We start from the raw sequence: 17,899 nt of genomic DNA, 5'->3' as shown, positions 1-17,899 counted from the left end.
CACTAGAAAAATCCTCATTCGCGCAAACGCAAAAATGAGGGATCACTATGCAGCCGCGCTTGACACATAACACCGCTGCTTTTGTTTTATAGCGGTGCCCACACTGCCGGCAGGCGCGCCTATTCCCTGGCGGCACAGGATAGAGCAAGCTCATGGCCCACAAGAAGGGCAGCAGCCAGATTGTGGTATAGCGCGCAACATCTTCTGACCCGCATTTGGGGCAGGCATCAATACTGTCTTCTGTGGCCTTTGCAGGTGCATTTTCCGCCCGCACATCCGCCAGCAACTGCTGCGCTTCCGCGAATTCTTCATCAGGCACCATGACCCGAAGGCCAAGCCCTGCCATCAGGTGCGGCATGGCTGTCAACGTATTGAAGTTGTCGATAAAGGCTGGAAAGCCTGCCTGCTCCAAGAGCGCCTTGATCACCAGCGCCTCGGAATAATCGGCTGTCTCATAAAGAATTTTCATACGCGTTCCCCATCGGGAGAAGCTTATTACAGGCGCGCGGCGGCGGCAAAAAGAAAAGGCCGCAGCTCGGGAAATCGCTGCGGCCCTGGTAATTCGCCGTCGTGACCGGTTCTAGGCAAACCGGAGCTTATGGCTTGCCTAGCAAGTCTTCATATTCGAGCCAACGCCGGTGGCATCGCACTGTTTGCGAACCGCTCTATATTGGCGCTGAGCCGAAATAACGATTGGTTCATGGTCGGTTTTGGCAGTGTAAGGGCAAACCTTGGGGTTGCGCTCAAACGCATCGGTCGCCTGTTCGGCATTGGATGCACTGCGACGCGTGACGACAAAATCAACCACAAGGTCATAGGTGCCTGCAGGCGCGGAGCCGGCTTCCACCGTCATGCCGCGTGCGCCATATTTGGCTTCACGTGCATAGGTCTTGTGGCCCTTGGCGCCCAGAACCTTCACGCCATACACATCGCCCTCATCATTTAGTTTATACTGAAGGTGCACACAGCCGGACTTGCCAGCACGCGCTGCCCACTTGCCGATTTCGGCATCAAATTCTGTAATCTTTGGTCCCTGAGATACTGTTGTTTCCCCGAAAGCTGCGCCACAAAACAGGCTTGCAGCCAATACTGTCGTTATAGTTCTTTTCATACATCCCCCGTTTGGATTGAATTGAGTACAAGCCTTGAGACAACCCAGAGCCCCTGCCCCTCAACTTTTTTTCAATAACTTAGGTTAGAAAAAGAGGAGAATGTGATTAGCGACTATTTATCAATAGCTTAGTAAAGAAAAAAAATTAGCCCATAAGGGATAGGCCACCCGTGCGAGGGGCTTCGCGAAAAGCCTTTACCAGATAGGGCATGGCCCCGTGCAGGTATGTCAGGAAAGGCCAGACTACAATATGCAAGTGGCTGCCGCGCGGGATTTCAATGGCGGCAACCAGCAGCAGAAGAAGGAAAGGCGACGCCAACAAAAGCGCACCGCCCCGCGCCCTGCCCTTCAGGCCCAGATAGATAAAGGTCGGCTTACGGGCAAGGAAGGCAATCAGAATAGGGATGACATAGGCTGTCACAACCCAGACCACAAAAACAATCCCGGCATAATAGGCGAGGTCCATCAGGCTTGGCGGGTTCAGGAACCAGTCGTTGGCGGCGCAGATCACCAGCACCCAGCTGGGGGTAGATACACCAGCCAGCCCGACAAGGAACCGGCTGATGGCCCGCAGCCGCTTCCAGCCTTCCGCCTCAATCATGCGTTCATGGTGGCACACCCACATAAGCGCAAAGCACAGGATCTGCATGCTGAATGTCAGTTCCCACCACCAGCGCGACTGCAGCAGCGAGAAGGCATCACCATCGGAAAAGAAATAGAAGGCCATCATGATGGAAAGGTTGGTGCCGACGAGCATCAGTGCCACGGCTCCTGCCATGGCTCGTTGATCATACACTTCACGCCCGAAAAGCTTCATTTTTCCCCTTGGCTTCCCCTTTTCGGCACCGCTCCTTTGCGCGCCGATGCCCACATGATTGGGGAAAAGGCTTACCATTTCCCTAAGTTTTGTGCGGAAGCCGCTAAACTTCTTCTGCGGGAACCCGGGGGGTGCGGAAAGATGCAGCAAGATAGGGCACCGCCCCCTGCAGGTAAAACAGGAACGGGGCGTAAATATAGTGCTGATAGCCGCCGCGCATCGCCTCAACCACTGAGATTAGGATCGCCAGCATAAGCGGGCTGATGCCAAGAAGAGCAACATGCCAGCGCCCCAGCATCAGGAACCAGGGCAGAACAAGCCGTCGCCTGCCAAAGCTTTCAACGCCCCACAACATGAGCCACGCCAACGCCCAAAGGGAAAGACACACAAAAATCGTGACATTCATTGTCTCAAGCGTCGGGCCGGTTTTGAACCAACCGAACAAAATACCGGCAAGCGCGATCCAGACCGGCAGCAATATCGCCAGAAGCCCAAACAGAAGCTGCAACAGGCTGACAGCACAGCGCCAACCGCTGGATGCTTTGACTTTATCGATATGGGTAAACCAGATGAACGCAGCGCACAGGATCTGGGAATTGAGGACAATTTCCCACCACCAGCGTGACGTCGTGAGCCCTCCTGCCTCGCCAAGACCTTCGATATAGTCGCTGGCAAGCATCGACAGCACAATACCGACGATAACCATCGCCGCCGCCCCGAGTAGCGCTCTGTTGCCTACAAACCTCATTTTCAGTACCTGGCTGAACTTCGTTTCAACCCAAAGATAGCGCTAAAAGTTAAGAAAATTCTTTATCACCGATATTTATATGTCGCTGTCGCGGGGCGAAGCGTGACGCGCCTTGCGGAAATATGGCAGCGCCCCCTGCAGATAAAGAAGGACTGGCACCAATGTGCTGAGGCTGCTTTCCTGGCGCCACCAGACAAGAGCAGCCACCATGAGAGCGGCAAGGGTGGGCCAGAAGGCCTGAACCCAGACGACCGGCCTGAACTTCATGGCTGGGGCATTGCCTTGCTTCTGATTTGAGCGCACCATCAACCAAACCAAAATCGGCACAATGAAATTGCCCACGGCCCAAAGCGCAATACCCCCCAGCACCAGGAGATACACCTGCGACGGCGTCGGGCCTTCGCGGAACCAGTCATTATAGGCGGCGATCAGCATGATACCCACAGGATAGGAAACGGAGATCACGCCGGTCACGAAATGCGTGATGGCCCGAAGCCGCCACCAGCCCTGGGCATACAGAATGCGGTTATGGTGGCTGAACCACATGAAGGCCAAGCACAAAATCTGGAGGTTAAGGACAATTTCCCACCACCAGCGGGATACAAGCGCCCCTTCACCAAAGATGTCAGGCAACAGATAGAAGGCCATCATGATGGACAGAATGGCGCCGATGATCATCATCGCCAATCCGCCCATCAGGGCCCTGCTATCGTGGATCGTCCCGAACATGGTCAAGCCGCGGCTTGTCAGCAGGTATTACTGCTGCTTTACCGTGCGGCCGTCCTTCATCACAAAGTCAACGTCCAGAAGTTCCTTGATGTCCTCAAGCGGGCTGCCGTCGGTGGCAATGATGTCTGCAATCTTGCCTGCCTCGATGGTGCCGAGGCTGTCTGACATATCAATGAGGTCCGCCGCATTGACGGTGGCAGACTTCAGGATGTCCATTGCGGTCATGCCCGCTTCGAACATCAGCACCGCTTCCTGGGCGTTGGTGCCATGCTTGGACACACCACTGTCGGTACCGAAGGCGATTTTCACGCCGCCCTTATAGGACCGCTGGAAATTTTCGATCATGTCGCCGCCCACCCGGATGGCTTTCGCCTTGATGTCCGTTGACATGAAGTTGCTGGTTTTGGCCATATTCACAACCGTGTCGCCCGCCAGAAGCGTTGGCACCAGATAGGCGCCGCTTTTCTTGAACAGGCGGATTGATTCAGCATCGGCGTAAGAGCCATGCTCAATGCTGTCCACGCCTGCCCGAAGCGCCGCGTTGATGCCTTCCGCTGCGTGCGCGTGGGCCGCCACCTTGCGGCCAAGGCCGTGGGCGGTGTCCATGATGATCTTGAGTTCATCGTCTGTCATCTGCTGGCCGGTACCGGTGTTGGTGTCTGAAAGCACACCGCCCGTGGCTGTGATCTTGATAACATCCGCGCCGAATTTCACAGCGTAGCGCACAGCGCGCAGACAGTCGTCAGCACCGTCACAGATGGTCTTGGACGTGAATTTCTCCAGCAGTTCATGACGCAGGCCGTCCACATCACCGTGGCCGCCGGTTGCTGCAACACTGCTGCCTGCCGCAACAATACGTGGGCCATCAACCCAGCCGTTCGCCGTGGCTTTCCGAAGCGCGAAAACAGACTGTGGGTCCGACCCCAGGTCACGGACTGTGGTGAAGCCCGCCTGAAGCGTGCGCTCGGCATACATCACGCTGCGCATGGCTGTGTCTTCTGCAGACATCTGCAGGCCTTCCCGGAACTGGTCAGGGCCCAATTCGCCCTGGATATGCACATGCATATCCATCAGGCCCGGCATAACGAAGCTGTCCTTGAGGTCCACAAGTGTGGCGTCTTCGCCAAAATCAGCGGCCGCTACGAAGCCGTCGCGCACTTCCTTGATGCGGCCGTCCTCAATCACCACGGTCTGGTTCTTGGTTGGTGCCTTGCCCGGCACAGCCAGAAGCTCGCCCGCATGAATTACCTTGATATCTGCGGCCCATGTGGCTGCAGTTGAAATGAAGGCTGCTCCCAGCCCCAGTGCCAGCATACCGGCTTTCCTTGACGACACGCGCATGGCTGTCCCTCCCAGTTTTTATTGATTGATGCCATTAATTGGCGGGCAGTCTTGCACACCAACCGCAAATGTCAATTCACTGGATTAAGATAAGATTAAAGCGGGAGAAATTAGCGCGACGCCATAACCGGCACATCCTGAAGGTCTGTGATTTCCAGCTCCTTCAGATACATGAGCACGCGGCCCATGTCTGTCTGCATTTCGGCCCGTACGGGCACAAGATAGCCGCCTTCGCCTTGTGGCATCACCCAGAACTTCGGTGGCACGTCCTCATCCTCGCCGTTCTTTTCGGCTTTCCGGCGGCGCTTCTCGCGTTCCTTTTCCAGCTTCTTCTTTTCTTTCTCCGTCAGGATGCGCTTGCCCGCCACCAGTTCGCCGCCCACGGTGCATTCATGCGCCGCACCGGCATAATCCGTGTGGCGGCTGTCGTCGATTTCCACGGGTTCTGGTCCGCAACTAACCTGCCATTCAAACACGCTGGAGCCATCAAACACCTGAATGGCGAAAGGTTCAGCCGTCTGGGCCTCGGTGATACGGGCGCGCAGAAGCGCAATCGCAAGCGACGCCGGATCAGGCCCGCGCCTGAGGTCCGCAGGCACTTCCTCGCGCGGGTATTTCTCCAGCCACTTTTCCGGCCAGTCCTGCTCGATTTCCTTCAGCATGCCGTCGGGGGCGAACCTGAGCGTACGAGTATAATCTTCGCCATCCCAGCGCCCGGCGGACACATATTCGCGCGGCAGGATATCGCCGTCCACCAGCATGCCGGTTGAGCGAAGCTCGCTGCGGCCGTTGGCGAACAGTTTGGCGAGCCCCCGCATACGGAAATCAATCGCCAGGTCATAAGTCTCTGGCGCAAGGTCTGCGCGGGCTTCCACGGTTGAAACCAGAAGGCCCTTCCAGATGAAGTCATAGGTGGCTTCGATCCGTTCGGCGGCCAAAGCTGCCCCGCTGCCAGACAAGGCCAGCACCACACCCAGAAATGCACCTGTTCGTTTGATCATGCCACTCACTTCCCAAATTCCCACCAGCAAGAGTGCTGCAAAATTGATAAGACTGCAACAGGTGGATAGTTTAGCAGGAATGCGGCGATATCACGGCCCCCATGCGGCGATCTTCAGCGCGTGCCGATATCGGCCCCATCCGCACTGTCCATCGTAAGTTTGCTCAGGTAAAGCCCCACCACGCCTTTCTCTGAAGGCACCTGGGCGCGCACAGGCATCAGGCGGTCGCCGTCCCCCATGGCCATCAGCCATACCTTTGGCGTGACGTCATCAAGGTCCACTGTCTGGCGCCGACCGCGCGGACCGCGTTTCACCAGCTTTTTCTTCTTCTCTTCCTTCAGAAGCTTGCCGGCCACGGTCGTGGTCTCCAGCGCGCATTCATACGCCTGGCCCGCAATCGGCGAATGCTTGGACCGCTTCAGCGCCACAGGCTTGGCCGCGCAGCCAAGCTGCCAGTCAACCACTGCTTCGCCGTCAAAGCTGCGGAGGAGGATCGGCTGGTCCATCGCTTCAGCGCGGAAATTGATCGGATTCTGCATCAGCGATACAAAAAGGGACGCCGGGTCCGGCCCGGTCTTCAACTCCACCGGCACAGCCTCGCGGGCGTTTTTCTCCAGCCAGTCTTCGGGGCGCTTGGTCTCATAAGCGGCCAGATGGCCATCCGCACCGTAGCGCAGTTTTTGTGAAAAAGCGTCGCCATCCCAATAGCCGTCAGCATCCAAGGATTCGGTCTGTACTCCGCCATCCGGCAACAATTGCCCGGAAATCTCGAACGTACCGTGCCCGCCGGTCGCCATTTTCAAGAGACCGTGGGTCTTGATATTGATGCCCAGGAAATATCGGCTGCCATCAAGTTCCGTCACAGTTTCCGCCGTGGAGACGTGAAAACCCTTCCAGATCAAGTCGTAAGTGGCCTCGATCCGCTCGGGCGCGGCAAGAGTGGGGGTGGCAAAGCCACTGAGAAGGCTGAAGGCGGTAAGGGACAGCAAAAAGCGCATGGTACGATCCTCGTAACAAGTGTGCTCCCTTACCGACTTCTATATTCAAGAATAAGGCCAAAAATTTGGTTAAGGCCTGACGAAAATCTGTCCTTACCCCCAAACGAGCGGCAGAAGGATGGCTGTCGCAAGGCCGTTCACCGTCATGGCGAAGGCCGCCGCCGCACCCATGGTGTCTGACCGCCGCACCGCTTCGGCGGTGCCGATGGCGTGCCCGGCGGTGCCAAGCGCAAGGCCGGTGGCCACATCATCGTCCACCCCAAGCGCACGCAAAAGCCACGGCCCCACAAGGGCGGCAAAAAGCCCGGTAACCACCACCACGGCCGCCGCGATTGAGGCCACGCCGCCAATGCTGCCCACCACCGTAACCGCAAGCGGTGTCGTGATGGATTTGGTGCTCAGGCTGGCGACAAGCTCTGGTGGGGCCTGCAGGATAATCGCAGGCGCAAGCGCGCTCAAAACCCCGGCCACAGACCCACCCGCGACAGCTGCAAGCACCGCGTGCTTGTTGGCTTTCACCGCGCCCCAGCTGCGGTATAGCGGCACGGCAAGGCCCACAACCGCCGCCGCCAGCAACAGGCCAAACCCGTTCGTGGCGGCCTGATAGGCCGGAAGGTCAGCACCCAACAGGCTGAACCAGCCGATCAGCACCACGGACGGCAAGAGGATAGGATGGGCGTAGGCCCGGTGCCCCAGCCGCTCATAAAGCCGGTCTGCAATCAGGAACAAGGCGATGGTCAAGGCCGGCCAGATAATCACTGCGCCCCCTCCCGGCGCGCCAATGCGCGGTACAGGAACGCCGATACCACTAGCCCGATGAGCGTGCTCACGCTGACGGCAAGCAACAGCATCAGCGGCGCAGACAGCACCAAGTCCTTGTGGGCAAGAAGCGCAACGATGGGCGGAACGAACAAAAGCGGGAAGATGCGGATCAGCGCCCGTGAGCCCGCTTCAATGATTGGCGGCACCCCGCGCCTGAGCACAAGGAAGGCCGTAAGCGCCAACAGCCCCAGAATGGGCGCAGGCAGCGGCAGCGACAGCGCGCGCACCACCAACGTCGCACCATATAGGAGCGCCACCAATATCGCCACACCAACAAGGGACCGGACCACAATTCCTCCCGCACACTTTCCGCAGAAATGAAGAACGGGATAAACCCTAGGGCTTATCCCGCTCCGGTCAATCCTGTTATTGGCTTCAGCCTGCTGGCCTTAGCCCGCGCGAACGCGTGCGAGGAAGCTGTCTGTATGGTCGCTCAGCGTGCCCGCAAGCGCCTCAAGCTGCTCGATCGCCGCCAGCACGCTTTCCGCCGCCTCTTCCGATGACCGCGCGCTGCCTTCCACCGACTGGGCGTCCTCTGCCGCCGTGCGCGTCCCTTCAGACGCCTGACGGACAGAATTGGCGATATCGTGGGTGGCTGCGTCCTGCTCTTCCACGGCGGCGGCAATCGCGCTGGAGCCGTGGTTGATGGACTTGATCACATCCGCAATCGCCTGCATGGCGGCAACGGCGCCTTCGGTGGCTTCCTGCACGGCGCCGATGCGCTCGTGAATGCCCTCTGCCGCCTGCGCCGACTGGCCGGCCAGGTTCTTCACTTCGGTCGCCACAACGGCAAAGCCCTTGCCTACCTCGCCCGCACGCGCGGCCTCGATGGTGGCATTGAGCGCGAGGAGGTTGGTCTGCTCTGCGATCTCGGTAATCAGCTGCACGACGCCGCCGATTTCCTGGGCGCGTTCAGACAACAGCGCGATCTGGCTGGACACAGCTTCGGATTTCTCCACCGCTTCGCCGGTCAGTCGGGTGGATTGGTCCACCTGCTGGGCGATTTCACTGGTGGAGGACGAAAGCTCCGTCGCGGCACCGGAAACCGATTCCACATTGTTGGACGCATCCATAGTGGCGTTCGCAATACGGGCCGCGCGGTCCATGCCGGACCGGGCCTGCGCCTGCATATGCGCCGCAGTGCCCTTGATGGAAACAGACATTTCAGCCACTTCGCGCACGATCTCCTGCACGCTGCCTTCAAATTCCTGCGCCAACTCCTGCAGCATCACACGTTTTTCTTCAGCCTGCCTTGCTTCTTGCTCAGCCTGGTCGGCGCGGAGCCGGTCTGCCTCTTCCTTGGCGGCCAGCGCCTCGGCTGCGGCGGCCTTGGCTTCCTCGGCTGCGGCGTTTGCGCGGTCTCCCGCCTCACGGGCCTTTTCGGTTTCCGCCACCGCCAGCGCGTGCTGGTCATGCACCTGCACAAACAGGTTCTGCACCTGGGTGGTGACCCAGAAAAGCCCGGCTGACAGCACAAGGAAGGCCACAACCTCGAACCCTGCTTCAAAGATCGTGCTGTCTGGCCCCATAACCATTTCTGGGGCCACAAGCGTCCCGATGATGAAATAGAGCGAGGTGGTCAGCGATGCCGTTGCCAGCGTGCGCCAACAGAAGGTGGACGACAGGAGCGCGATCACGGTGGCGAAATAGATGGTGACATCTTTCTGCCAAGGGTGGCCTTCATAAAGCGCGACCAGCGCGCCGGATGTCAGCACCATGGAAACCGCCAGCACCATCCGCCCTACCCTGGGCGGCGACGCAAGCTTGACGGCCGCCGTCGAAAGTGCGGCAAGGCCCGCGATAACGCCGGTGATCAGCCACATGTCTTCGCTGCCGGACCACCAGCCATGCACGATTGCCGCAGGCACGTGCGCCCACAAAAAAAGCACAAGAATCTGCACGACCCTGGCACGCATGCCGTCAAGGCCTTCGAAAGTGTCGTTCATCACTATACCCCCAAATACATATGGTTGGTTCAAACCTGACGGCACCATAGTCAAGCGCCTGTAAATGAAGCGTAAACCGGCGTCGCATTTTCAGCGACAGATTGACGCACCCGATGATCCCTATCTGGACATCCATTCTTGCCTGATCGGCCTTGACGCATCGCGCCGCGGCACCATTTCAGATGCATTAAGGGAGGCTATATATGTTCAAGATTTTTTACGAAGACATTGACGTTGGTCAAAAAGAGGCGTTCGGCGCCTATGAAGTGACCCGCGAGGAAGTCATCGACTTTGCCTCCAAATATGACCCCCAGCCCTTCCATCTGGATGAAGAGTTCGCCAAACAGTCTGTCTTCGGGGCGCTGTGCGCCAGTGGCTGGCACACCTGTGCGATGATGATGCGCATGATGGTGGACCATATGATGGATAAGGGCTTCGCCGGCCTCGGCAGCCCCGGCATCGACGGCATCGAATGGAAGAAGCCGGTGTTCCCAGGCGATGTGCTTTCAATGGAAGGCGAAGTAACGGCCAAGCGCGAAAGCGCCTCCCGCCCCAATTTGGGGCTGGTGAAATCCACTTATCTGATCAAGAACCAGAAAGGTGAGGTAGTGATGACGCTCAAAAGCAATGTGATGGTCGCCAAAAGGGGTTAGAGGCGGCCTTCACCAGCGCCCTAACCCAACATCTCAGCTCTATTTGCGCTTTAGCTTCGCATTTGCACCAGCTTCATTGGCCTTTTTAGCCTCGTCCCGGGCTCGTCGCTGTGCCGCGGTCCATTTTGGCTTTTTCTTGGCCCCTTTAGCCTTCTTGGCCTTCGGCTTGCTATCCGCTTTTTTCACCGCACTTGGTTTTTTAACACCGTCCGGTGCAGCCGTGGCGTTTTTCGCCTCCTTGATAGGAGGCTTGTCCTCGCTGTAAGTCGGCTTTGAACGGGGCTTGCCGTCCCCCTCGGGCATGATGCGCCGCTCCTTCCGGTCACCACGCCTGCCTTCAGGCGCCCCTGCCGCGCCGTGCTTGTCGAAGGCTCTTTTTTCCCGAACCGGTTTTCTGCTGCGGCTGCTTTCGGCTTCAGGCACAGGGCCGCGGAGCTTGTCGACAGTGATAGTCTTCTCCAGTTTGCGGCTGGGGCCAAGGGCCTCAAAAAACTTATCGGCAACATCGGGGGCGAGCTCGACATGCGTTTCATTTTCATGAATGCGGATCGAGCCAATTTCCTTTTTGGTGATGTGGCCATGCCGGCAAAGGGTTGGCAGGATCCAGCGCGGTTCGGCGTTATGTTTGCGCCCAACCGACAAAGACACCCAAACCCCATCACTGAAGTCCTGACGGTTCTTTTGTGGGCGCTCTGCCCTGTCTCTGCCTTTCGACCTGTCCCGGCCATAGTCACCTATAGGACCGGCATCCGACAGCTCTTCCGGCGCAGGTTGACCCGCCTGCTGCAAACGAACCAAGGCAGCGGCGATCTGTTCCACGCTATGATGGTCAAGAAGCTCCTGGACATGAGGGCGTTCCTCATCGGTCACAGCTTCAGTAAGTACCGGATCATTCAGGAAACGCTCGCGGTCGCGGACGGCGATTTCCTCAATCGTTGGCGGCTTGGCCCACGCCGCATCAATCTGGGCGTTGCTGAGCAGTCGCTCTGTGCGTCTGCGTGCCGGATAGGGAACCATCAGGACACAGACACCTTTTCGCCCTGCCCGGCCCGTCCGCCCGCTTCGGTGCAGCAATATTTCCTTGTTCTTCGGGATATCCGCATGGATCACCAGCTCAAGCCCCGGCAGGTCAATCCCGCGGGCAGCAACATCGGTGGCAACACAGACGCGCGCGCGCCCATCCCGCATCGCCTGCAGGGCGTGGCTGCGTTCGTTCTGACTCAGTTCACCCGACAAGGCCACAACCGAAAAGCCACGGTTATTGAGGCGGCTCGTCATATGGTTCACTTCAGCACGCGTGCTGCAAAAGATGATGGTGTTCGGCGCTTCGAAATAACGGATCACATTGATGATGCCGTTTTCTTTGTCATTGGGTGCCAGCATCAGGGCGCGATATTCGATGTCCTGGTGCTGCTTCGTATCGCTTTTGGTTTCAATGCGGATGGCATCGCGCTGATAGCGTTTGGCAAGCCCCATGATGGATTTCGGCACGGTCGCAGAGAACAGGNGTGAAACATGTCGGAAAATATAGATGATGATCAACCAGACCACCGTCCACATCTCCCTTCCAATCTACAATGTCAAAGAGCAAATCCTGATCTCGTTTCCCTGCCAGCTTGGCTGGGCGTTGAGGTCAAGTGTTCCGCCGGTGCGTCTCGCTGAGCGCTGCGCCCCGTCGGTGTGGGGCGGGTTATAGGGGTGCTTTCCGACCCTGTAAACACCTTTTTTCAGTTTTTTCGAAAAAAGTGGTGATTACCCCGCGAAACCCCATTTTCTTTCCGAATATGTTACAGAACCCTTAATGAGGCGCAATAATATTGCACAGGTTTGGCGACATGGCGGAAGGCCGCCAGGCAAAGGTGCAATGCGGTTGATTCAGGGCCGGGTTTTGACCGGGTTAAACGCTGGATTTTCACGTTGAATCGCAAAAGCAGAAGGCCTGTATGCACCCAGGCAGCCTCCATATATCTGGGAGGCAGCGCTGGAAATGGCAGAAAACCAAGGGTGAATCATCCTGATAGCCAGCAGAGAATCAACATCCGACGCGGATCAGACACAGGCACTGTCCTGATAAGCGGAGCCTAATCGTCCTGTGCCTGCTTCTTCTTGTAGGCCTCAAGCATGTTAAGCATGGTGCCCGTTTCCTGGAATTCCTCCGCTGTCTGCGCCAGCGCGGCACCGAACTGTCCTTCGAATTGAACCGCTGCGCCACCCGCTGTTGCAACACGCCGGTCAAACCCACCGCCCGATGTGGCCGGGTCCCACTCATAGCCATCAGTGCCCGGCACAAACATCCGGAAAATACCCTGGATCATCTGCATCGGCTTTGAGATTGTCTTGGGCTTAAACGGCACCGGCGGCCCAACACTGACAACGCTTCGGTTCACCATATTCTCATCCATACCGACCATCGCGCGCGCCACCTGCCCCAGAAACAGGCGATTCTGATAGTCGCTCATGTCGGCACCGGTCTGCCCCTTGGTGAGGCTACCCTTGATCCAATCCCCCATGGTCATCATCGATCCATCTTCGAGGATGATATAGCTACCGTTCAGAGCATCGCCTGCCGGAAGCTTTGGTTCGCTGTCGTCACTCGGATCTTTCTTTTCTCTCAGACGGGGGAAAACCGGCACTACAAGAGGGCCGGCAGGGAAAGTCTCTTTGGTCTTTTGGGACTCGGGCGCTTCCTGGGTTTCAGCTTGCGGTTTTGCTTCGTCCTGCGCATGTGCGCCGTTCATGAGCGAGGCCAACAATATCGCCACCGAAAACAAGAGGGCGATGATCATGACCATCAGCCTGCGACGACGCCCCCCATTACCAGCCGGTGTCCCGGACATGCCTCTTTCCTCTTCTGCCGTGTCCTGATATTCTTATCAGGAAATATATTTTCGTAAAACAATAATTTCGTGTCTAAAATGAGGCAAGCCCCATGAACAACAAGCTTCTGAGCCTGACCCTCCTGAAATGGATCATCTGGCTGTCCATCGTGTTGATCGCCACCTTCACCGTCTGGATCTGGGCTGATCCAGCCATGCTGACCCATATCGGCGCAGAACAGAAGGTGCTTGAAGAATACGGCGGAATTGAGGGGTTTGTCCTTTGGCAGCGGATCGCCGGCTTCATCGCGGATGCCCTGCCTGCGGGCCTCCTCATCGCCGCACTTGCCTTTCTACTGCGACTCATCTGGCAGCTTGAGGCAGGCAACTGGTTTGATGAAGCGTCAGAACGGTCGCTCGAGCATGTCGGCCATTTCATGCTGTGGTACTTGCTCGCCAGCTTCTTCAACGACACCTTTCTTGTGCTTATCGCCACAGCAACCAATCCGCCAGGCGAACGGGCACTCGCGATCAGCCTTTCGTCAGACACAATTCTTGGCCTTGTGCCGGCGCTCATGGCGCTTGTAATCGCCCGCATGATTCGCCTGGCCCGCGAGCAGCGGGACGAACTGAACCAGATCATATAGGGAGGCGGACCATGCCGATCACCGTTCGCCTTGATGTCATGCTGGCAGAGCGCAAAGTGAAGTCAAAAGAGCTCGCGGCCCATGTGGGAATCACAGAGGCTAACCTCAGCCTCTTGAAATCCGGCAAGGTGAAGGGTGTGCGCTTTTCCACCCTTGAGGCCATCTGCGACTATCTGGACTGCCAGCCGGGTGACATTCTGCGCTATAAGAAAGACTGAAATCTGCCTTTAGAAGCGGGTCGAAAGAGTGAAAGCGCTATAGCGGTGATTGCCGCTGCCCGCGAACTCTGATGTGCGGAAGGCGTTCGTCAGCGCCATACGGACCGGCCCGACAAAAGCCACCACGCCAACCTGCACTTCGGCCAGAAGCTCTTTCTTGTTCACATGATGCTCGTGATCTGCCCATGTGCCGTCCAGGAAGATATTGCGCGCGATGGCACGTACTTCGCTGCCCGCGAACAGATAGATATCGAATCCGTCACCGGAGAAATGGTCGCTACCCGGCAGGCTGGGCTGGATTCGGGGCGGCGCGCCCATATCGCGGTCAAGGTTGGTGCCAAGCCTGAGCGTCAGCCCCCCTGCTCCATAAGTATAGACGTTCCCCAAGGCCACGCCCCAGTGCGGCGTGAAATCAAACGCAAGGTCGCCAGACAGCGAAACCGGGCTAAACCGGTGCCCGCGCGTGTAATAGAGATTGAGCCCCGGCTCATTGGGCAACTGGTGCGACCATCCGTTTGGGCGCGGACTACCGATCACGCTATGCCACCAGCGCTGGGTCTTGCCGGCAAGCGACGCAGGGCCAACCATGCCAAGGTCCAGCTTGATGACCTCGTATCCCGTTCTGTCCTCTGCCGTCACACCGAACTCCAGATAGGTCCAGCCCGCATAGGGACGGTCGTCTTCGATAAGGTCGAATGCCTCAATATCCTTGGGCGTATACATATTCTGACCAAGCGCCACGCTGTAATAGAGGTCTGACTTCAGCGCAGACACGGCCATAGGTGAAAAACGCCTGAGGAAATTGCTGATATTGTCGCCGATCGGTGTGTTGCCGGGCCGGTGGATGTAGCTCAGGCGAATGCCATTGGTATAGTTCTCGTCCGTACCAAACAGGATGTCGTTTTCCACCTGCACGGTGAAAACCTCGTTGCGGTCGCTTCGGGCGTAATCTGCTGAATCGGCGTGCACACCGTTCACGCCCGCAGCCCACACCAGTGCCGCGGCCAACCTTCCTGATCTGTAACCCCTGTGCCTCACAACTGCTTCATCCTGACTGATTGCTACCCCTACTTATATATAGCGCAGAAGAAATTGCATGAATCAGACATCTTTATGACCGAATGCGCCTTTGGCCGTCACGCGAACTGTACAAGTCCCTGCGCATGAGGCAAGCTTGGTCCAGAATTTCGGGCAAAGATTGATCAGTATAATTATGCGCATCCTCCACGTTCTGGACCACAGCCTTCCCAAACACAGTGGCTATGTCTTCCGCACCATGTCCATCATGGCACAGCAGAAAGCAATGGGGTGGGACCCAGTGCTGGTAACCACACCCCGGCACGGCACGGGCAGCGATCTATTCGAGGACGTTGACGGCTGGCGCATATACCGCACGCCCAACAGCGGCATTCCCAAATGGTTACCGCCTGGGCTGCGCGAGATGCGGGAGATGCGAATCACGAAATACCGGCTGCGCGCGCTTATTGGCGAACTGAACCCCGACATCCTGCATGCCCATTCGCCTGTTCTAAATTTCTTCCCCGCATTCGAAGCAGCTGGCGGGCGACCGGTGGTCTATGAAATTCGCGCCTTCTGGGAGGACGCGGCTGTGGACCATGGCACGACCCGCGAGGGAAGCCTGAGGTACAGAATCAGCCGGGCGATGGAAACCCGGGCCATCCGGCAGGCAACAGAAGTAACCACCATCTGTGAAGGGCTTCGAGCCGACATCCTTGCGCGCGGCATCCGGCCCGACAAAGTGACCGTGATCCCCAATGCCGTGAACGCGGAGGCCTTCCCGCCAATCACTGAAAAAGACGCTACGCTCACAAAGGAGTTGGGCCTTGAAGGCCGGACAGTGCTTGGTTTCGCCGGGTCGTTCTATGCCTATGAAGGGCTTGAGTTCCTGATCCGGGCGCTACCAGCCCTCAAGGCGGAAGTGCCGGATGTGGCGCTTCTTCTGGTCGGCGGCGGCCCAACAGAAGACCGGCTGCGCGCCACTGTGGCAGAGCTGGGGCTTGAAGACACCGTCATCTTTACAGGCCGCGTACCGCACGACATGGTCCGCCGCTACTATAGCCTGGCGGATATCATGGTTTACCCGCGCCACGGCATTCGCCTGACAGAAACAGTAACGCCATTAAAGCCGCTCGAGGCAATGGCCATGACCCGCCTGGTGCTGGCAAGCGACGTGGGCGGCCACCGGGAACTTATTGAGGACGGCCGCACCGGGCGCCTGTTCAGGGCCGATGACGCGGCAGATCTGGTGCGCGTTTGCGCTGAACTGATAAAAGACCGGGAAAACTGGGGCGCCATGCTCAAGGCCGGGCGCGACTATGCCGAAAACGTCCGCACCTGGCAGAACAGCGTCGCGGGGTATGAAGCGGTGTACCGCCGCTGCATGAAGCAAAGCAGGAGGGGCTGAGCAATGCGCGCCATGATTTTCACAGGTGCGATCGCCGCCTTTCTGGCCGGTGCGCCAACAACCGCCGAAGATGCGGTTCATTTTGACAAGGCGCGCTACCAGACGCCGTCAGACAAAACCCTGACAGCCGTTATGGCCGCGCGGGAGGCCGACTGGCGCAATGGCGCCATTGTCTATCAGGTGATTGTGGACCGGTTTGCCCCATCCAAAAGCCTGGATGCCAAACGGCATCTTTATGCACCGCCACGCACGCTGCAGGCATGGTATGACCTGCCGAAACCCGGCCACCCGGTTGAGGGCGCAGACAACTGGAGCCACGAGCTGGCCTTCTGGGGCGGCGATCTTGAAAGCCTGATGGGTGAACTGGACTATATCCAAGGGATCGGGGTCGATGTACTTTACCTGAACCCGATTCATCTGGCACGCACCAACCATAAGTATGACGCGCTGGATTACCACCGCATATCCCCGGAATATGGCACGCGGGAAGACGTGAAGGCGCTTGCGGGTGCCCTGCACGACCGCGGTATGAAACTGGTACTCGACGGCGTATTTAACCATATGGGCAACAAAGCACCCATTTTCCGGGAAGCGCTAAAGGATGCGAACAGCCCTTACCGCGACTGGTTCTTCATCAGCGACGCCTACAAGGACGGATATCGCAGCTGGATTGACGCCCCTGCCCTGCCGGAACTCAAGCTCGAGAACCCTGAGGTGCAGGATTATATATATAGAAGCGATACCTCCGTCGTGCGGTCCTACCTGCGGGACGGCATCGACGGCTGGCGGCTTGACGTCGCCTTTGACGTAGGGCCCGAAGCCCTCGCCGAGCTGCGCACCAGCGCCCGCGAGGAAAAAAAACAGGCGTTGATCGTTGGGGAAATCTGGAGCTACCCCGACGGCTGGACCCAGTCGCTCGACGGTATCCTGAACTTCCCGGCAAGGCGAATCATCGAAAGCCTTGTGGATGGCCGAGTAAACGGACCCGCTGCAGGCCGCATGCTGGCGCAGATGGCAGAAGACACAGGCATGGACGGCTTGCTCAAGTCCTGGCTCCTTCTTGATAATCACGACACCAAACGTCTGATGGACATGATGCCAGAGCCCTGGCAGCGGGACATGGCTCAAGTGCTGCAATTCACCCTGCCCGGCTCACCCAACCTTTATTACGGCACTGAGCTCGGCATGCGCGGCGGTGAAGACCCGGAAAATCGTGCCCCCATGCGCTGGGATTTGGCAACAGGGGACAATGAGGTCCTGAAGCGCACGCAGGAATTGATTACACTTCATAAAGAAGAGCGTGCCCTCAGGATCGGGAATTTCCGTGTGATCGATTCGGAAAAGCTGCTTGCGTTCGAACGCTATACGGACAGGGCACTGGAAACCGTATTCGTTATCGCCAACCCGGGCGACACGGCCGTCACCGAAACCCTGATGATCAGAAACTGGAAAATGATGAACGGCACGCCGGTCGTCAATGCGCTGATAGGCAAGCGCGTGGCAGAGATTCGCTCCAGCCTGATGGACATTTCCATAGATGCTCACAGCGTGCTGGTGCTGAAGCCAAAGGACTTCGACAATGATTGGTCACCCTATGAAAGGGTACAATAGGGACTGAAAGCCCCTA

General features: G+C 57.9%; 18 protein-coding genes and 1 pseudogene. 5 read left to right on the top strand and 14 right to left on the bottom strand.

All coding sequences use genetic code 11. From position 1 onward, the window contains the following. Positions 1–331: 331 nt before the first annotated feature. From ACFO5Q_RS18855 to ACFO5Q_RS07080, 11 genes and pseudogenes are all read right to left on the bottom strand, one after another. Positions 332–469: pseudogene (locus tag ACFO5Q_RS18855) on the bottom strand (putative signal transducing protein); the annotation flags it as partial. Between the two features lie 138 nt (positions 470–607). Then, on the bottom strand, positions 608–1,111 hold the full coding sequence (locus ACFO5Q_RS07125; protein WP_156431895.1) for an energy transducer TonB family protein: 504 nt from the start codon (positions 1,109–1,111) through the stop codon (positions 608–610). A gap of 145 nt (positions 1,112–1,256) precedes the next feature. After that, positions 1,257–1,928, bottom strand: coding sequence for a hypothetical protein (locus tag ACFO5Q_RS07120; protein ID WP_156431896.1), 672 nt, complete (start codon positions 1,926–1,928; stop codon positions 1,257–1,259). 103 nt (positions 1,929–2,031) lie between these two features. Continuing rightward, a complete protein-coding gene (locus ACFO5Q_RS07115; protein WP_068145192.1) occupies positions 2,032–2,634 on the bottom strand; it encodes a hypothetical protein in 603 nt (200 codons plus the stop codon). Positions 2,635–2,751: 117 nt separating this feature from the next. Further along, a complete protein-coding gene (locus ACFO5Q_RS07110; RefSeq protein ID WP_156431897.1) occupies positions 2,752–3,405 on the bottom strand; it encodes a hypothetical protein in 654 nt (217 codons plus the stop codon). A gap of 27 nt (positions 3,406–3,432) precedes the next feature. Next, positions 3,433–4,746, bottom strand: coding sequence for a metal-dependent hydrolase family protein (locus ACFO5Q_RS07105; RefSeq protein WP_068145197.1), 1,314 nt, complete (start codon positions 4,744–4,746; stop codon positions 3,433–3,435). 110 nt (positions 4,747–4,856) lie between these two features. Then, positions 4,857–5,747 (bottom strand): DUF3108 domain-containing protein, encoded by an 891-nt coding sequence (locus ACFO5Q_RS07100; RefSeq protein ID WP_068145200.1) that lies wholly within the window; start codon positions 5,745–5,747, stop codon positions 4,857–4,859. A gap of 113 nt (positions 5,748–5,860) precedes the next feature. Then, entirely contained in the window at positions 5,861–6,745 is an 885-nt protein-coding gene (locus ACFO5Q_RS07095) for a DUF3108 domain-containing protein (RefSeq protein ID WP_068145201.1), read from the bottom strand. A gap of 93 nt (positions 6,746–6,838) precedes the next feature. Then, entirely contained in the window at positions 6,839–7,504 is a 666-nt protein-coding gene (locus ACFO5Q_RS07090) for an LrgB family protein (RefSeq protein WP_068145204.1), read from the bottom strand. Continuing rightward, entirely contained in the window at positions 7,501–7,857 is a 357-nt protein-coding gene (locus tag ACFO5Q_RS07085; RefSeq protein ID WP_068145208.1) for a CidA/LrgA family protein, read from the bottom strand. The genes ACFO5Q_RS07090 and ACFO5Q_RS07085 overlap by 4 nt, the downstream gene beginning before the upstream one ends. A gap of 99 nt (positions 7,858–7,956) precedes the next feature. Continuing rightward, a complete protein-coding gene (locus ACFO5Q_RS07080) occupies positions 7,957–9,513 on the bottom strand; it encodes a methyl-accepting chemotaxis protein (RefSeq protein ID WP_068145212.1) in 1,557 nt (518 codons plus the stop codon). Positions 9,514–9,716: 203 nt separating this feature from the next. On the opposite strand from ACFO5Q_RS07080, the gene ACFO5Q_RS07075 reads away from it, so the two are divergent. Beyond that, positions 9,717–10,166 carry a MaoC family dehydratase gene (locus ACFO5Q_RS07075; RefSeq protein ID WP_068145214.1) on the top strand — a complete coding sequence of 150 codons (450 nt, stop codon included), beginning with the start codon at positions 9,717–9,719 and terminating at the stop codon, positions 10,164–10,166. Positions 10,167–10,205: 39 nt separating this feature from the next. On the opposite strand, the gene ACFO5Q_RS07070 is transcribed toward ACFO5Q_RS07075, so the two are convergent. Continuing rightward, positions 10,206–11,549 (bottom strand): helicase-related protein, encoded by a 1,344-nt coding sequence (locus tag ACFO5Q_RS07070; RefSeq protein WP_452176553.1) that lies wholly within the window; start codon positions 11,547–11,549, stop codon positions 10,206–10,208. 698 nt (positions 11,550–12,247) lie between these two features. After that, positions 12,248–13,003, bottom strand: a complete 756-nt coding sequence (locus ACFO5Q_RS07065) for a hypothetical protein (RefSeq protein ID WP_156432088.1) — start codon at positions 13,001–13,003, stop codon at positions 12,248–12,250. Positions 13,004–13,095: 92 nt separating this feature from the next. Between ACFO5Q_RS07065 and ACFO5Q_RS07060 the strand changes: the two genes are divergently transcribed. Continuing rightward, positions 13,096–13,629 (top strand): DUF2975 domain-containing protein, encoded by a 534-nt coding sequence (locus ACFO5Q_RS07060; RefSeq protein ID WP_068153457.1) that lies wholly within the window; start codon positions 13,096–13,098, stop codon positions 13,627–13,629. An 11-nt stretch (positions 13,630–13,640) separates the two neighbouring features. Beyond that, positions 13,641–13,847 carry a helix-turn-helix domain-containing protein gene (locus ACFO5Q_RS07055; RefSeq protein ID WP_068153453.1) on the top strand — a complete coding sequence of 69 codons (207 nt, stop codon included), beginning with the start codon at positions 13,641–13,643 and terminating at the stop codon, positions 13,845–13,847. Positions 13,848–13,856: 9 nt separating this feature from the next. Here ACFO5Q_RS07055 and ACFO5Q_RS07050 read toward each other — a convergent pair whose 3' ends face one another. Next, the gene (locus ACFO5Q_RS07050) at positions 13,857–14,855 is read right to left on the bottom strand and encodes a lipid A deacylase LpxR family protein (RefSeq protein WP_068153449.1); all 999 of its coding nucleotides are present in this window, start codon (positions 14,853–14,855) and stop codon (positions 13,857–13,859) included. A 205-nt stretch (positions 14,856–15,060) separates the two neighbouring features. Here ACFO5Q_RS07050 and ACFO5Q_RS07045 point away from each other — a divergent pair, with 205 nt between their 5' ends. Both ACFO5Q_RS07045 and ACFO5Q_RS07040 read left to right on the top strand, forming a co-directional pair. Further along, positions 15,061–16,272: a TIGR04063 family PEP-CTERM/XrtA system glycosyltransferase gene (locus ACFO5Q_RS07045; protein WP_068153445.1), complete on the top strand. Its 1,212-nt coding sequence runs from the start codon at positions 15,061–15,063 to the stop codon at positions 16,270–16,272. Positions 16,273–16,275: 3 nt separating this feature from the next. After that, entirely contained in the window at positions 16,276–17,883 is a 1,608-nt protein-coding gene (locus ACFO5Q_RS07040; RefSeq protein WP_197421364.1) for a glycoside hydrolase family 13 protein, read from the top strand. The last annotated feature ends 16 nt before the right edge of the window (positions 17,884–17,899 follow it).

Origin of the sequence: Kordiimonas lipolytica, assembly GCF_042651265.1 — a bacterium.
In the GTDB taxonomy this organism is placed as follows: Bacteria; Pseudomonadota; Alphaproteobacteria; order Sphingomonadales; family Kordiimonadaceae; genus Kordiimonas; species Kordiimonas lipolytica.
This window is presented reverse-complemented; position numbering and strand designations above follow the sequence as displayed.

Bases quoted from the DNA above. Each gene is read 5' to 3' on its own strand.
- ACFO5Q_RS07100 (WP_068145200.1), bottom strand. From the start codon at position 5,747: ATGATCAAACGAACAGGTGCATTTCTGGGTGTGGTGCTGGCCTTGTCT.
- ACFO5Q_RS07055 (WP_068153453.1), top strand. From the start codon at position 13,641: ATGCCGATCACCGTTCGCCTTGATGTCATGCTGGCAGAGCGCAAAGTG.
- ACFO5Q_RS07110 (WP_156431897.1), bottom strand. From the start codon at position 3,405: ATGTTCGGGACGATCCACGATAGCAGGGCCCTGATGGGCGGATTGGCG.
- ACFO5Q_RS07120 (WP_156431896.1), bottom strand. From the start codon at position 1,928: ATGAAGCTTTTCGGGCGTGAAGTGTATGATCAACGAGCCATGGCAGGA.
- ACFO5Q_RS07080 (WP_068145212.1), bottom strand. From the start codon at position 9,513: ATGAACGACACTTTCGAAGGCCTTGACGGCATGCGTGCCAGGGTCGTG.
- ACFO5Q_RS07095 (WP_068145201.1), bottom strand. From the start codon at position 6,745: ATGCGCTTTTTGCTGTCCCTTACCGCCTTCAGCCTTCTCAGTGGCTTT.
- ACFO5Q_RS07115 (WP_068145192.1), bottom strand. From the start codon at position 2,634: ATGGTTATCGTCGGTATTGTGCTGTCGATGCTTGCCAGCGACTATATC.
- ACFO5Q_RS07070 (WP_452176553.1), bottom strand. From the start codon at position 11,549: ATGCTGGCACCCAATGACAAAGAAAACGGCATCATCAATGTGATCCGT.
- ACFO5Q_RS07075 (WP_068145214.1), top strand. From the start codon at position 9,717: ATGTTCAAGATTTTTTACGAAGACATTGACGTTGGTCAAAAAGAGGCG.
- ACFO5Q_RS07125 (WP_156431895.1), bottom strand. From the start codon at position 1,111: ATGAAAAGAACTATAACGACAGTATTGGCTGCAAGCCTGTTTTGTGGC.
- ACFO5Q_RS07045 (WP_068153445.1), top strand. From the start codon at position 15,061: ATGCGCATCCTCCACGTTCTGGACCACAGCCTTCCCAAACACAGTGGC.
- ACFO5Q_RS07040 (WP_197421364.1), top strand. From the start codon at position 16,276: ATGCGCGCCATGATTTTCACAGGTGCGATCGCCGCCTTTCTGGCCGGT.
- ACFO5Q_RS07065 (WP_156432088.1), bottom strand. From the start codon at position 13,003: ATGTCCGGGACACCGGCTGGTAATGGGGGGCGTCGTCGCAGGCTGATG.
- ACFO5Q_RS07105 (WP_068145197.1), bottom strand. From the start codon at position 4,746: ATGCGCGTGTCGTCAAGGAAAGCCGGTATGCTGGCACTGGGGCTGGGA.
- ACFO5Q_RS07060 (WP_068153457.1), top strand. From the start codon at position 13,096: ATGAACAACAAGCTTCTGAGCCTGACCCTCCTGAAATGGATCATCTGG.